The 14,610-nt window shown below is 34.3% G+C and carries 12 protein-coding genes and 3 pseudogenes; 6 read left to right on the forward strand and 9 right to left on the reverse strand.

Translation table 11 applies throughout. From position 1 onward, the window contains the following. Positions 1 to 92: 92 nt before the first annotated feature. From ACQ9BO_RS22575 to ACQ9BO_RS22590, 4 genes and pseudogenes are all read right to left on the reverse strand, one after another. Positions 93 to 1,235, reverse strand: coding sequence for a M1 family aminopeptidase (locus tag ACQ9BO_RS22575; protein ID WP_431242577.1), 1,143 nt, complete (start codon positions 1,233 to 1,235; stop codon positions 93 to 95). Next, the gene (locus tag ACQ9BO_RS22580; protein ID WP_431242578.1) at positions 1,198 to 1,965 is read right to left on the reverse strand and encodes a hypothetical protein; all 768 of its coding nucleotides are present in this window, start codon (positions 1,963 to 1,965) and stop codon (positions 1,198 to 1,200) included. The genes ACQ9BO_RS22575 and ACQ9BO_RS22580 overlap by 38 nt, the downstream gene beginning before the upstream one ends. A gap of 275 nt (positions 1,966 to 2,240) precedes the next feature. Beyond that, positions 2,241 to 3,822: pseudogene (locus tag ACQ9BO_RS22585) on the reverse strand (NADP-dependent glyceraldehyde-3-phosphate dehydrogenase). 77 nt (positions 3,823 to 3,899) lie between these two features. Beyond that, positions 3,900 to 4,211 (reverse strand): rhodanese-like domain-containing protein, encoded by a 312-nt coding sequence (locus ACQ9BO_RS22590; protein ID WP_026728137.1) that lies wholly within the window; start codon positions 4,209 to 4,211, stop codon positions 3,900 to 3,902. Positions 4,212 to 4,674: 463 nt separating this feature from the next. Here ACQ9BO_RS22590 and ACQ9BO_RS22595 point away from each other — a divergent pair, with 463 nt between their 5' ends. Beyond that, positions 4,675 to 5,301 carry a Crp/Fnr family transcriptional regulator gene (locus ACQ9BO_RS22595; protein WP_431242579.1) on the forward strand — a complete coding sequence of 209 codons (627 nt, stop codon included), beginning with the start codon at positions 4,675 to 4,677 and terminating at the stop codon, positions 5,299 to 5,301. A 245-nt stretch (positions 5,302 to 5,546) separates the two neighbouring features. Continuing rightward, the gene (locus tag ACQ9BO_RS22600) at positions 5,547 to 6,332 is read left to right on the forward strand and encodes a sulfite exporter TauE/SafE family protein (RefSeq protein WP_431242580.1); all 786 of its coding nucleotides are present in this window, start codon (positions 5,547 to 5,549) and stop codon (positions 6,330 to 6,332) included. 820 nt (positions 6,333 to 7,152) lie between these two features. Here the strand turns inward: ACQ9BO_RS22600 and ACQ9BO_RS22605 are convergent. The 5 genes and pseudogenes from ACQ9BO_RS22605 to ACQ9BO_RS22625 form a co-directional block, all read right to left on the reverse strand. Further along, the gene (locus tag ACQ9BO_RS22605) at positions 7,153 to 7,641 is read right to left on the reverse strand and encodes a hypothetical protein (protein ID WP_431242581.1); all 489 of its coding nucleotides are present in this window, start codon (positions 7,639 to 7,641) and stop codon (positions 7,153 to 7,155) included. 233 nt (positions 7,642 to 7,874) lie between these two features. Next, positions 7,875 to 8,696, reverse strand: a complete 822-nt coding sequence (locus tag ACQ9BO_RS22610; RefSeq protein WP_431242582.1) for a cytochrome d ubiquinol oxidase subunit II — start codon at positions 8,694 to 8,696, stop codon at positions 7,875 to 7,877. Then, positions 8,635 to 8,952, reverse strand: a complete 318-nt coding sequence (locus tag ACQ9BO_RS22615; protein WP_431242583.1) for a cytochrome d ubiquinol oxidase subunit II — start codon at positions 8,950 to 8,952, stop codon at positions 8,635 to 8,637. Before ACQ9BO_RS22615 ends, ACQ9BO_RS22610 begins: the two co-directional genes overlap by 62 nt. Before the next feature lie 2 nt (positions 8,953 to 8,954). Then, the gene (locus ACQ9BO_RS22620) at positions 8,955 to 10,301 is read right to left on the reverse strand and encodes a cytochrome ubiquinol oxidase subunit I (protein ID WP_431242584.1); all 1,347 of its coding nucleotides are present in this window, start codon (positions 10,299 to 10,301) and stop codon (positions 8,955 to 8,957) included. 381 nt (positions 10,302 to 10,682) lie between these two features. Next, a pseudogene (locus tag ACQ9BO_RS22625) lies at positions 10,683 to 11,272 on the reverse strand (HD domain-containing protein). A gap of 224 nt (positions 11,273 to 11,496) precedes the next feature. Between ACQ9BO_RS22625 and ACQ9BO_RS22630 the strand changes: the two are divergent. From ACQ9BO_RS22630 to ACQ9BO_RS22645, 4 genes and pseudogenes are all read left to right on the forward strand, one after another. Continuing rightward, complete coding sequence (locus tag ACQ9BO_RS22630) at positions 11,497 to 12,915, forward strand: MBL fold metallo-hydrolase (RefSeq protein ID WP_431242585.1); 1,419 nt, start codon at positions 11,497 to 11,499, stop codon at positions 12,913 to 12,915. An 87-nt stretch (positions 12,916 to 13,002) separates the two neighbouring features. Next, positions 13,003 to 13,570 (forward strand): annotated as a pseudogene (locus ACQ9BO_RS22635) (YeeE/YedE family protein). A gap of 96 nt (positions 13,571 to 13,666) precedes the next feature. Further along, a complete protein-coding gene (locus ACQ9BO_RS22640; RefSeq protein WP_431245191.1) occupies positions 13,667 to 14,056 on the forward strand; it encodes a DUF6691 family protein in 390 nt (129 codons plus the stop codon). Positions 14,057 to 14,076: 20 nt separating this feature from the next. Then, a complete protein-coding gene (locus ACQ9BO_RS22645; RefSeq protein WP_431242586.1) occupies positions 14,077 to 14,595 on the forward strand; it encodes a GNAT family N-acetyltransferase in 519 nt (172 codons plus the stop codon). Positions 14,596 to 14,610 lie beyond the last annotated feature (15 nt).

The following is a 14,610-nucleotide window of genomic DNA, read 5'->3' on the forward strand; positions in this document are numbered from 1 at the left end:
GGTTTTCCACATTTGGATAATTTCCTGCAAAAAATAAAAAAAGCCGTCATTTTCATTTAAAAAGACGGCTTTTTACTTCATTTTTTTACCAATTATTGAGCTGGCCAAGTATTATTCTTAGGAGTTGCATCCATAAAAATACCGCCATCAAGCGTAACTTGTTTAATTTCCTTCTTATTTTTCAAAGTAATTGTTGCCAATTTTTGGTTCGTTTCCCAAATTGCAGGCGTTTGATGAATTATTTCATTTGAATTATCTGCATAAACAACTTTTACATCAAAAGGAACAGCAAATCCTCCAGTATTTTCAACTGAAATTTTGTTTTTTTCTATATTCTTAATCGAAAGATCGATATAGTTATTAGTGAAAAACCAATTATTAAAAAACCAATTCAGATTTTTTCCTGTTGCCGTATTAAACGAATTGAAATAATCCCATGGAATTGGATGTTTTCCGTTCCAATTTTCCATGTAAGCGTGTAAAGCTTTCTTGAATAAATCATCGCCTAACATGTCTTTTAAAGCTAAATATGAAAGTGAAGGTTTTCCGTATGAGTTGTTTCCATAACCCGGCCCTGAAAGTTGAGACGACATTGAAATAATAGGTTGATCCTCTTCTGTAGATAAATCAGTAATATATTGCTGTACTCTAAAGCTTTTATAAAACTTATCAGTTGCTTCTTTGCCGTGTTCTGAAATTCCAATTAAATATTCAAAAGTAGTTGCCCAACCTTCGTCCATAAAAGCATAACGTGTTTCATTGATTCCCATGTAAAACGGAAAATAAGTATGCGCCACTTCATGATCCTGAACCAACTGTGCAAAAACAGGATCTCCCATTTGCGAATCGTTGCACATCATTGGATATTCCATATCCGCAAAACCTTGAAAAGCCGTCATTTTTGAAAACGGATACGGAACTCCAGGCCAATTATTTGAAAAGAAATCTAATGCATATTGATTATTTTTAATCGAATTCACAAAATCTGTTCCCTTTACATCGTACGCCGCTTGAACACTTGCACGTCGATTTGTTTTTTTGTCAACCAAAACACTGCTTGCATCCCACAAATAATGGTCACTTAATCCAAAACAAACATCTGAAATGTGTTTTGCTTCAAATTTCCAAACGTTCCAGTCATTTTGCTTTGTAACCAATCCGTTTTTCATTTCTTGTTCATTTGCAATATGCATTACCTCATCGGTTACGTAAGATTTTTTTAAACGTGCTCGCAAATTCTGGTTGCAAAACCTCATCTGGATTCAGCAAATCTCCAGTTGCATAAACCACATAATTTTTCGGCGCTTTTACAGAATAGGTATAATCATTAAAATCATTGTAAAATTCTTGGCGATCGGTGTGAGGAAGCATATCCCAATTGTTATAATCATCAAAAACAGAAACTCTTGGATAGCTGTAGGCTACAAAAAAAGTAGTTTCGTCAATTTGACCTTCTCTCCCGCTTTCTTTAGATAATGGATAATTCCAATCAATATTAATGGTAATTTTAGAATGCGGCACAAGTGCTTTTTTCATTTTAACACTCCCAACAGTTCCCCAACTTCTCGCATCTTCTTTGTAAACTTCTCCTTCAATTTTCAGAGACGTAATAGTAAGTCCGTTACTTAAAAAATCTTCACTTACACTTCCTCCACGTGGAGAAGAAGGCTTATGAAGATTATTGACAAATCTAATTTTAAGATTTCTTAGGGTATCATTACTATTATTTTCATAAACAATAGTTTCAGTACCACTAACGATTTTTGTTTTGGCATCTACCGTAATTTCCATGTTGTAATTACCGTGATTCTGCCAATAATTTTTTCCTGGCTTTCCGTCCATAGAACGGGTTCCTTTTGCATAAGCATTTTTTATATTTCTTGGCATATAAAGTTCTTGCGCAAAGGCATTTTGTGCAAAAAATGCCAAAGCAATTAACAAAAACTGCATTGATTTTGTTCTCATAACTGTTTTAAGATTTTGATGATTTTATTTCGATATAATATTAGTGGATTTTTTTAACTTATTGTTACAATTGAGTTAAAATTTAAAATCGAGTTAAAAAGTACAAAACACTAAGTACAAAGCACTAAGTACAAAGTGCAAAGTTTAACCCTGAGAAATTGCAGAGTGAAATTACAAATCTTAGAATCTTAGCATCTTAGTATCTTTCAAAAAAAAACCGTCTCTTTCAAAAAGAAAAAGACGGATCTCCTACAATTAATATATAACCTTAATAACTACAAAATATAATCGGTATTAATGAAATTTGATTCTTTGCTATTTAGCAATTCCTGCAAAATTTCATTGTTATAAGCGATATCTTTTGAGGCTACGAACGTACGAATTGAAAAAGAACGTAAAGCATCTGGAATACTTAATGTTCCTACAGCAGAGTCTTTACGTCCAGTAAATGGAAACGCATCTGGTCCTCTTTGGCAAGAGCTATTCAAATTTACTCTACAAACTAAATTCACCAAAGCATCAATAAGTGGTGCTAAAGTCTTAATATCTTTTCCGAACAAACTTACTTGCTGGCCATAATTTGATTCGGCCATATCTTCAAGAGGTTCGTTGATATCTTTGAAAGAGATAATTGGAACCACTGGACCAAATTGCTCTTCGTGATACACTCTCATTTCTTTATTTACTGGATATAAAACGGCTGGAAAAATAAAGTTTTCTGTATGTTTTCCTCCTTTTTCATTGATAATGCTTGCGCCCTTGTGTTTTGCATCATCAATTAATCCCTGAATATAAGCTGGTTTGTCGGTCTCCGGAAGCGGAGTCAATGAAGCTCCTTTTTCCCAAGGATTTCCAAATCCTAAACTGTCTACTTTTTCAGCGAAACGTTTGTTGAATTCTTCTCTGATTGATTCGTGAACATATAAAACTTTTAATGCTGTACAACGCTGACCGTTGAAAGATAAAGTTCCTGCAATACATTCCTGAATAGCCAAATCTAAATCGGCATCCGGAAGAATAATTGCTGGATTTTTTGCTTCCAAACCTAAAATCAAACGAAGTCTGTTTTTATTTGGATGCTGATCTTGCAAAGCAATTGCCGATTTGCTGTTTCCAATTAATGCCAAAACATCAATTTTTCCAGATTTCATAATTGGCGAAGCCACTTCTCTTCCGCGTCCGTAAACAATATTGATAACACCTTTTGGAAAACTGCTTCTGAAAGCTTCCAACAATGGCGAAATACATAAAACGCCATGTTTTGCAGGTTTGAAGATTACGGCATTACCCATAATCAAAGCAGGAATTAATAACGAGAACGTTTCGTTTAACGGATAATTATATGGCCCAAGACACAAAACAACTCCTAGAGGCCCGCGACGAATCATGGCATTTACGCCTTGTACTTTCTCAAAATGTGCAGCTGCGTCCGTTTAATTCTTTATAACTGGCAATGGTATCGTAAATATATTCGACGGTTCTGTCAAATTCTTTTTGCGAATCGCCAAGGTTTTTTCCAATTTCCCACATCAAAAGTTTAACCACTTCCTCACGAGTTTCTTTCATTTGCTTAACGAAATTCTCCATGCATTTGATGCGGTCAGCCACTTTCATTGTTGGCCATAAACCTTGTCCTTTATCATAAGCCGCATTTGCGGCTTCAACAACCTCGGCGACTTCTTTTTCTGCCATAAACGGAATTGATCCTAATAAAGTTGGCGTATATTTTTCTGTAGAAGAAATTGTCGAAAATACTGGCGTAGTTTGCCCTGTCCATTTTTTCAGTTCTCCATTTACAAGATAGGTATCTTGGTTTATCAGACTTTTGATCTGATATTCTTCTGGTATTAAACTCATGATCTGGTAATTTATAGTTTGGTTATTAATAGCATTTTAAACGAAAAAAGAGGCTTTTATGCGCCTCTTCTTCTATTTTATGGTTGTACGGTATCTCCTTCCCAGTCCAGTATACCACCAAGCAGATTGTAGGCATTCTCAATCCCTAATTCGTTCATTATCTGACATGCTTTGGCACTTCTCGCACCAGAACGGCAATACACATAATAATTTTTGTTTTTATCTAATTCTTCAATTTCATAAATAAAAGCCTGACCTTTATTGATATCAATGTTTAAAGCATTTTCAATATAGCCATCATTAAATTCGTCTTCAGTTCTTACATCAAGTATAACTGCATTTTCGTCAGCATTTAACTGAGCAACCCAATCTTCTTGTGATAAATTCATAGTATTATGTGTTTTTGTAAAATTACGACGTTTCTATTTATAAAAAACGTACCAAATGCGATTTCGATTATTATTCTCAGAAAACGTTTTAGAGAAAGGATTATAATCAGTGAATTACAAATTTAGTTACTATTTTTAAAAATTCACTCTACAAAATCGATAGAAAATTAGGATTTATTCATTTGCATAAAATACAACTCAAATACCAATTCCTGCTAATTTATACCACACGAATCTATTATCTTTGTAAAAAATTATAATTTTTAATTCGATTTTGACAAAATGTTTTGCCATGAATTGCACTAATTTTCACGAATTAAAGTGTAGAAATTAATGTCTTGGCAAAAAAATCAACACACCGAAAAAGATAAAGTATTTCAAAAAAAATATTCGCTATCAAATGCAACGCAGACACCAAATAAATTAGTGAAAATTTGTGCAATTTGTGGCAAAAAAATAATCCATGCAAAACTCCTTAAAAAATATTTTTCCTAATTTTTCAAACGAACTTATTGCTACGATTGAAGAAAATGGAAGCCAACAAAGCTTTGAGGCCGGAACCATTTTAATGCGTACGGGACAATACATCAAAAACACGGTTTTGATCCTAAAAGGAAAGATCAAAATTTACCGTGAAGGCGAAGATGGTGGCGAATTTTTAATGTACTATTTGCAACCCGGACAAGCCTGCGCCATTTCGATGATTTGTACCGCAAAAAGCGAAAAAAGCCAAATCATGGCCAAAGTTGTTGAAGATGTTACCGTAATGATGATTCCGTTACAATTAATGGACAAATGGATGATGGAACACCGTTCTTGGTACGAATTTGTTATCGAAACCTACCGAAGCCGTTTTGAAGAAGTTCTGGAAGTGGTTGATAATATTGCTTTCCGATCTATGGATGAACGTTTGGAATTTTATTTAAAAAGACATTCTGATGCTTGCGGCTGTTCTGAAGTCAAACTTTCGCACCAAGAAATCGCAACCGAATTAAATACATCGAGAGAAGTAGTTTCCCGATTATTAAAAAAGATGGAACAAAGAGGTCTGGTCAAACTCAACCGAAACCAGATTGAGTTGTTAAAGTGATATTGGCCACAGATTATACTGATTAAACAGATTTCCACAGGTTAATTATTAAAAGTGTGTCAGGCTGAGCGAAGTCGAAGCCCACAAAGCATTTCGACTCCGCTCAATGTGACAAGCTTAAATTAATTTAAAATCGGTGCAAACCGGTTTAATCTGTAAAATCTGTGGGCAAAAAAGATTCTTCTGTGATAAATGTTACTGTAGAATTCTAATTTACGAAGCAACTTTGCATCAAAATAAATGCAATGGAATATTTAGGCTATTTTGCTTCAATCATAATCGGGATTTCGCTTGGACTAATTGGTGGTGGCGGTTCCATTTTGACTATTCCTATTTTAGTCTATTTATTTAAAGTAAATCCGGAGCAAGCTACATCTTATTCCTTATTTATTGTTGGACTAACTGCACTTTCCGGAAGCTACAGCCATTATAAAATGGGAAATCTAAAATTGAAATCGGCATTGTATTTTGCGATTCCTTCTGTGATTTCGATTTTGATTATTCGTGAAGTTATTTTTCCGAAAATTGCTTCAACTTTATTTTCAATTGCTTCGTATTCGGTTTCAAAAGATTTTCTAATCATGATTGTCTTTTCGGTTTTGATGATCACGGCGGCAATTTCAATGATTCGAAAACCTCAACCTGAATTACAAAGTTCCGAAACTAATTACATTCAATTAAGCATAATTGGTTTCATTGTTGGAATTGTAACTGGATTTCTTGGAGCTGGAGGCGGATTTTTAATTATTCCCGCACTTTTGTTTTTTGCCAAATTACCAATGAAACAAGCCGTCGGAACTTCGTTATTGATTATTACCATCAATTCCTCAATTGGTTTTGCAGGCGATTTATACATTGGAACTCCAATAAACTATCCATTTTTATTTGGAGTTTCTGCAATGGCACTTCTCGGAATGTTCATTGGAAGTCAGCTTTCTAAAAAAATCGACGGAGCCAAATTAAAACCGCTTTTTGGCTGGTTTGTGCTTGTAATGGGATTTTATATTATTACGAAAGAGGTTTTATTCTAATTTAGTTTTACTTGTAGACGAAAACTAAAAAAATCCGTTTATTTTGGGGAATGAACGGATTTGTGTTTTTTTTGGGCGTTTTCACCTGGACAAATAGATTATCCGCTAAATTTTGAGTAAATTCAATTCAAAATTAAGTTAATTTATTACATTAAATTGTAATTTTATAAACACATCAAAACTCAAATAGAACTTAAAACATAATGAAAAACCTAATTTTCCTTCCTTTATTTATTTTAATTTTTGCTTGTAATTCTAAAAACAATGATACTGAATTAAAACTACCAAAAACCACACATTTTATAACTATTAATGAACCCGAATATAATTTCAAATACCCAAACAGCTGGGAAAAAAATCCTTAAGCACATATAATTATATTGACATTCAATCTCATGCTTATGCAAATGTCGAATTTCATCTAAACATAGTTCCTGATTCAGTAGGGGGAGAAAAATATATTAATAATATTAAGTCTTGGGAAAATATTCTAAAATTCGAAGAGTTTGATAAACAGAATAAAAAGTATTATAAAGTAAAATATGAAACTCATGGAAGACCCGGTATCTGCGAAGAAATTTATTATGTTGATCACAGTAATGTTTATTGTTTATCTTTTGTCTATTCAGAACAAGCTACACCAAAAAACAAAATAAAAGAGGGTCAGGAAACTTTAAAATCTTTTATCGTAAAATAATCGTAAAATACTTTTTTTGGCTAAAGCCACTCCTATATCAAGCAAAAAAACCTCCAGTTAAAACTGGAGGCAATTGATATAATTAATTCGTGAAAATTCGTTACTATAATGATATCCAAAATTCTATTTAGTTTCTAAACTTTTGTCAATACTCCAAGGAATATAAGCTTCAAATTCTACCTGAATTAATCCCTCCTTATCTTCAAAAAATGTTAGACTATTTTGTTCACAAAAACCTATTGAAAAATTATCACAAACATTTACTAATTCAATTTGAAAACTTTCATTCCTAATATTTCTTCTACAATCTTTACCATCAATAATTTTTCCTTTAAAATGAAACCATCCTGCTATATGATGCAATCCATCTGGTAAAATTTGATACGATAAAATTTCAACTTCCTTTTTATAATCAATCCCTAGATTTAAAAACAAGATTTTAACTTCTTCAGGAAAAACATTTTCACGATTTTGAATGTAGTTTCTACAATCATTACATAGGCATAATTCTGCTCCACCTTTAATAACATTGGAATAATTCTTAATTGTTAAAGATTTATCAACTTCAAATTTCCAATTTTTAAACTGTACTATTTCCATATCATTTTTCAATTGCCTCCAGCTTTAGCTGGAGGTAAACAAATTTATACAAAAAAGGCTTTAGCCAAAACCGCAAAGTTTGGCTAAAGCCCGATTCAAATAAACAAAAAAACTCCAGTTAAAACTGGAGGCAATTCATTTATATTGATTTTAAAATTTTGTGTAATTTATAGCTATAAAATCCAACAATAGAAATTCAAGTATGTTAAAATAAAAATTCGTGAATTCGTGGTTAACAAAAAATCTCAATGTTCCCCATACCCAACATCATCCATTTTCCCACTAAAAACGCGATACTGAATAATAAAATAAATAATCACAAGAAACAAAGCCACAAAAAACCAACTCAATCCAGCATTCAATCCATATTCATGCGTCGCTGTATTATAAATTGTTAACGATGGATTTACTTTATTCGTAGAAGGCAAAACATTCGGGAAAATCGAAACAGCAGTCGAAGCAAATCCACCGACTAAAAACAAAGTCGAAAACAAAAATCCGTGGCCGTCTTTTTTAAACGAACGAACTTTAAATAATCCAGCAATTCCAACGAAAGTCATTAAAGGAAAAAACCACAAAATTGGATTTTCAATAAAATTATGAAACGGTTTTGGCTCAATAAAATGCCAAATTCCCAGCGAAATAAAAACCAAAACCAGTAAAACAAAGTTCAGTTTAAAAACCACATTTTTAAGTTTTGGATTTAGGGCAGAATTTGTTTTATAAATAATCCAATTTGCACCGTGAATAGTCAAAGCAACTGTACTCACAATTCCGAGGAAAAGCGTAAACCAATCTATAATTCCCAATTCATTTGCTTGCGGACTAAAAGTTGGATTCCATAACGGCAGAAAGAAAAAATGCGGTTCTTGTGTCGAAACTCCATTTTCTACCATTCCCAGATTTACTCCGCGAACGATATTTCCTAAGGCAATTCCGAAGAAAAGTGCTAAAAGCAAACTCGCAATTCCGAAAGCCTTATCCCAAATCGCTTCCCACATATGATTATGCACTTGTCCGCGCATTTCGAGTCCGATTGCACGGAAAATCAAAAGCCATAAAATCATAATCAAAGGCAAATAAAATCCGCTGAAAGACGATGCATATAAAGTTGGAAAAGCAAAAAACAAAACGCCTCCCATGCGCAATCAACCAAACTTCATTGGCATCCCAAAACGGGCCAATCGAATTTGTGATCGCTTTTTTGTCTTTTTCTGTATTGGCAAAAAATAAATGAATAATTCCTGCGCCAAAATCATAGCCGTCTAAAACCAAATAAACAGCCAGAATTCCCATTAAAACTATGTACCAAAAAAATTCCATACTTATATTTTTTCTGTTGAAAGTTCCACATGATGAGGTCCTTTATTGATAATTTTTCCAACCAAAAGCAAAAACAGCATTCCGAGCAAAAGATACAACCCAATGAATCCTAACAAAGTAAACAAAGTATTTCCCGAAGAAACTGTTGGTGAAGCTCCGGCGACAGTTCGCATTAAATTATAAACCAACCAAGGCTGTCTTCCTAATTCGGCCGTGTACCAGCCTGTTGTATTGGCGATGTACGGAAAAGGCATCATAAACATTAAAGACCATAAAATCCATTTGGTTTCAAATAATTTCCCTCTTATTAATTGAAAAAGCGAGAGAATCATTAAACCAATAAATACAGTTCCGAGACCCACCATAATATGATACGCATAATATAATCCCGAAATATTTGTTGGATGCAAATCTTCTTCAAATTGGTCTAAACCTTTTATTTCCTGATTCCAATTTCCATAAGTAAGGAAACTCAGAATATTAGGAACCGCGATTTTATTATCCAGTTTTTTATCTTTTACATTGGGTTGTCCAATTAAAACAATTTCGGAACCTTTTTCTTCTGTATGAAAAATCCCTTCCATCGCCGCAAAAGTTACTGGTTGGTATTTTACCACATTTTTTGCCGCTAAATCTCCAGTTGGAACAGCAACAATAATACTCGAAATCAATCCGAAAATCACTCCTGTTTTTAAGAACAATTTCCCGAAAGAAACATTTTTTTTGCTTAAAATATAAAAAGCTCCAATTCCAGCAACAACAAACGAACTTGTCACCAAAGAAGCCGCTTGATTGTGCAAATAAGAAGGCCAAAGCCAAGGATTTAAAAACAAAGCTTGAAAATTATTCAGAACAAATTTCCCGTTTTCAAGGATTTCATAACCAACAGGATTCTGCATCCACGAATGCGTTGCGATGATTAAAAATCCGCTGGCCCAAGAACCAATCATGATTAATAATCCGGTTACAAAATGCCATTTATGTCCAAGGAGTTTTTCTCCAAATAAAAAGATTCCCAAAAACGAAGATTCAAGAAAGAAAGAGAACATACCTTCCATGGCAAGAGTCTGCCCGATAATTCCTCCCGTTAATTCGGAGAATTTCGCCCAATTGGTTCCGAATTGAAACTCCATTGGAATCCCAGTTACCACGCCCATTGCAAAATTGAGGGCAAAAATCTTCATCCAGAAATGAGTGGCGTGATTGTATTGTTCGTCTTTAGTTTTGAGATATTTCCACTTGAAGTAAACAATAATGAGCGAAAGGCCCATTGTAAGTTGCGGAAAAAGGTAATGAAAAGTAATCGTGAAGGCAAATTGCATTCGGTCGTAAAAGAGCATTTCTTCCATAAGTGGTATTTGTTTTATGAAGTTCAACAAATTTAACCATTACAACCCGAAATGTCACTCTTAAAAAAAGTTTATCGCTTGATATTTGTGAAACTTTTCAACAATTTAAAGAGTATAGATTACACTTATTTTTAGAATACTTCGCAAAGTTTGTCATTTCGACCGAAGGGAGAAATCACACTAGAAAATCCGCAAAGAAAATCGCCAATCTTTGTCGAGCTTCTCGTGGAGATTTCTCCTTCGTCGAAATGACAAGATTGCGTATAGATTTACATGATCAAACATAACCCGTGGTTTCAACCACGGGAACACAATGCACATCACTATACGTTTCCTGCGGTTGAAACCGCAGGCTATATTTGATTATGTGATTCTGTTTGATTATTTCTCCAAAATCCCTTTTTCTACGCTATCATTAATCAAACCTTCCGCGTAATTCCATATAGAATTTGAACCTTCTTTAATGATACTTTTCTTTTCATAAACTTTATCGTATTTCACTCCAAACTCTTTCCAAGTTCCTCCGTTGTTAGAAGTATTTTGCAGTAATGGTTCTAATCTGTCCATTGATCTTGCGAATTTAGCTTCATTAGTTTCTCCGGCTTCAAATTCTTCCCAAATAGCAATAAAATCCTCAGCTTGTTTTTTGGAAGTAAACCAAAAATTCTATTGGCGACCAAACGTTCTTCATCGGTATTTGAATGATTTTTAACCGTGTCGTAAATAAAAACATCCCCTGCATCGATTTCTACAATATCGTGTATCAAAACCATTTTTACCACTTTCAACACATCAATTTGCTCATTCGAATGCTCTGCTAGAACAATTGCCATTAAAGCCAAATGCCAGCTGTGTTCAGCATCATTTTCGCATCTGTCGCTGTTGAATAATTTTGTCTTGCGCTGAATGTATTTTACTTTATCAATTTCTTTTATAAAAGCAATTTGATCTAATAAATCTTCTGTGTTCATAGCCATAATTTTAGTAGAGTTGCAAAATTACGCAGTTTTTCACCATATAAGTTATATAAGTATATTTTAGTTTTGAACTAAAACATCGCGCTTAAATTAACTTATATAGCTTATATGGTAAATCAGTTATTTTTTGTTTAAAAATCAAATTTCTGTAACATTAGTCACCTATTTTATTAAAAAACAAAGCTACCTTTGTCTTCCATTATTTTTATAACTGAATCATGAAAATAGAACAAATTTACACCGGATGCCTTGCGCAAGGTGCATATTATATAACATCTGACGGAGAAGCTGTTATCATTGATCCGCTCAGAGAAATTCAGCCTTATTTGGATCGTTTAGAACGCGACGGAGTGAAGCTGAGATATATTTTTGAAACACACTTTCACGCTGATTTCGTTTCAGGGCATGTCGATTTAAGCAAAGAAACCGGAGCGCCAATCGTTTACGGACCAAATGTTGCCTGCGAATTTGACTGCATTTCTGCAAAAGATGGACAGGAATTCAAAATCGGGAATGTAACGATTAAAGCGTTGCATACTCCTGGCCACACGATGGAAAGCACTACTTATTTATTGATTGATGAAAGCGGAAAAGATCACGCTATTTTTTCTGGTGATACTTTATTTATAGGAGATGTTGGCCGTCCTGATTTAGCACAAAAAGTCGCTGGAATGACGCAAGATCAGTTGGCCGGAATTTTATTTCATTCTTTAAGAGATAAAATCATGACTTTGGCTGATGACGTAATTGTTTACCCTGCACATGGAGCAGGAAGCGCTTGCGGAAAAAACATGAGCAAAGAAACGGTTTCGACTATCGGAAATCAAAAAGCAACCAATTATGCTTTACGTGCTGATATGACGCAAGAAGAATTCATTAAGGAAGTTACTGATGGCTTATTGCCTCCTCCAGCCTATTTCAGCATGAATGTTGCTATGAACAAAAGCGGTTACGAAAGTTTTGAAACGGTTCTGCACAACGGAATGAAAGCAATTAAAGCAACTGAATTTGAGGCTGTAGCCGAAGAAACTGGAGCTTTAATTTTAGACACTCGCAAAAGCGGTGAGTTTGCAAAAGGGTTTATCCCGCAGTCGATTAATATTGGAATCAATGGTGATTTTGCGCCGTGGGTTGGGACTTTGATTGGCGATGTAAAACAGCCTATTATATTAGTAACCGAAACTGGCCTTGAAGAAGAAACCGTTACACGTTTAAGCCGTGTTGGTTTTGATTCGATTATTGGACATCTTGAAGGCGGATTTGATGCTTGGCAAAAAGCCACTTTTGAAATCGATACTGTAAACCGAATTTCAGCAGAACAATTCTCGAAAGAATTCAATATCAAGGAAGATAAAGTTGTTGATGTTCGAAAAGAATCAGAATACGAAGCAGAACATATTGAAGACGCTTACAGCAAACCTTTAGCCTATATTAATGATTGGGTAAAAGATATTAATCCAAATGAGCATTTTTATTTGCATTGTGCAGGCGGTTACAGAAGTATGATTGCGGCTTCAATTTTACAAGCACGCGGTTTTAGAAATTTCTCTGAAGTCGACGGAGGTTTTGGAGCCATTTCAAAAACCAATGTTCCAAAATCAGATTTCGTTTGTCAAAGCAAAATACTAAAAGCATAATTTTTAAGGTACAGAGATACAAAGGTGCAAAGCGACAAAGTTTTCCCTTTGAACCTCTGCCCCTTTGAACCTTTGAACCTTTAAAAAATGAGTATATTAGAAATTATAAGAGAACCATGGCCTTGGTATGTTGCTGGCCCTTTGATTGGATTAACTGTTCCAATTTTATTAATAATCGGAAATAAATCTTTCGGGATTAGTTCTTCGCTTCGTCATATTTGCGCGGCTTGTATTCCAGCAAATATTTCGTTTTTTAAATACGATTGGAAAAAGAAAGCTGGAATTTATTCTTTGTTTTAGGAATATTTTTGGAGGCGTTATTGGCGCTTACTTTTTATCGAATCCAAATCCAGTTGAAATTGCTCCAGAACTTTCAGAGCAATTGGCGACTTACGGAATCACAGATCATTCTGGTTTAGTTCCGGCACAATTATTCTCATGGGAAAGTTTATTGACGCTTCGTGGTTTTATCATGATTGTTGTGGGTGGATTTTTAGTTGGTTTCGGAACGCGTTACGCCGGCGGATGCACGAGCGGACATGCGATTATGGGACTTTCAAATTTACAATGGCCATCATTAGTCGCTACAATCTGTTTTATGATTGGCGGTTTTGTAATGTCACTTTTGATCTTGCCATATATTCTTTCACTTTAAAATTTCGAAAATGAGTTTAGAAAATAAAAATATAGATGGCGAAGGAATCAACGCAAGCCAAAAAAAGAAGCAGGATTTGCAAACCTTAAATATTTAATCGTTGGAATCCTTTTCGGAATTGTATTCGTAAAAGCAGAAATCATCAGTTGGTTTCGTATTCAAGAAATGTTTCACTTCCAGTCGTTTCATATGTATGGCGTAATTGGATGTGCTGTTGCTGTTGGATTACTATCTGTGCAATTGATTAAAAAATTCAACATCAAAACACTTGATGGCGAAAAAATCGAAATCCAGCCAAAGACTTTCAGCAAAGGGCAAATCTATGGCGGACTGATGTTTGGTTTTGGATGGGCCATTACTGGAGCTTGTCCGGGCCCACTTTTTGCTCAAATTGGTACCGGTGCAACTGTGATCACTGTTACTTTGTTAAGCGCTATTGCCGGAACTTGGTTTTATGGCTTAATCAAAGATAAATTGCCTCATTAATTCCTTTTATTTAGATTATAATGAGCTTGACAGAACAATTATTATTACGAAAAGCAAATCTTTCTGAAATACCACAAATTTGGGAAATAATTCAAGATGCAATTGAGCAAAGACGACAAGATGGAAGTTCGCAATGGCAAGATGGATATCCCAATGAAGTTTCGATTGAAAAAGATATCGAAAATGGTTTTGGGTACGTTTTTACAGAAAACGAATCGATTCTGGCTTATGCCGCAATTATTTTTGATATAGAACCTGCTTATGAAACTATTAAAGGCAAATGGTTAAGCAATGAAGATTATGTTGTAGTACATCGAGTTGCTGTTTCGAAATTGGCAAAAGGGAAAGGAATTGCGACTAAACTATTTGAAAGTCTTGAAGATTTAAGTCGGGCAAATAATGTTTTCAGCATAAAAGTTGACACGAACTTCGACAATATTCCGATGTTGAAAATTTTGGACCGATTAAAATATACCTATTGTGGTGAAGTTTATTTTAGAGGTTCGGCACGAAGAGCTTATGAGAAAAGATTGATCTAAATATCGAATTTCAAA

It is taken from the genome of Flavobacterium sp. P21 (assembly GCF_050632225.1).
GTDB lineage: Bacteria > Bacteroidota > Bacteroidia > Flavobacteriales > Flavobacteriaceae > Flavobacterium.

What these genes read in the sequence shown, in the direction of transcription:
- ACQ9BO_RS22645 (WP_431242586.1), top strand. Translation starts at nt 14,077, where the DNA reads ATGAGCTTGACAGAACAATTATTATTACGAAAAGCAAATCTTTCTGAA.
- ACQ9BO_RS22620 (WP_431242584.1), bottom strand. Translation starts at nt 10,301, where the DNA reads ATGGAAGAAATGCTCTTTTACGACCGAATGCAATTTGCCTTCACGATT.
- ACQ9BO_RS22630 (WP_431242585.1), top strand. Translation starts at nt 11,497, where the DNA reads ATGAAAATAGAACAAATTTACACCGGATGCCTTGCGCAAGGTGCATAT.
- ACQ9BO_RS22580 (WP_431242578.1), bottom strand. Translation starts at nt 1,965, where the DNA reads ATGAGAACAAAATCAATGCAGTTTTTGTTAATTGCTTTGGCATTTTTT.
- ACQ9BO_RS22595 (WP_431242579.1), top strand. Translation starts at nt 4,675, where the DNA reads ATGCAAAACTCCTTAAAAAATATTTTTCCTAATTTTTCAAACGAACTT.
- ACQ9BO_RS22615 (WP_431242583.1), bottom strand. Translation starts at nt 8,952, where the DNA reads ATGGAATTTTTTTGGTACATAGTTTTAATGGGAATTCTGGCTGTTTAT.
- ACQ9BO_RS22590 (WP_026728137.1), bottom strand. Translation starts at nt 4,211, where the DNA reads ATGAATTTATCACAAGAAGATTGGGTTGCTCAGTTAAATGCTGACGAA.
- ACQ9BO_RS22610 (WP_431242582.1), bottom strand. Translation starts at nt 8,696, where the DNA reads ATGATTTTATGGCTTTTGATTTTCCGTGCAATCGGACTCGAAATGCGC.
- ACQ9BO_RS22600 (WP_431242580.1), top strand. Translation starts at nt 5,547, where the DNA reads ATGGAATATTTAGGCTATTTTGCTTCAATCATAATCGGGATTTCGCTT.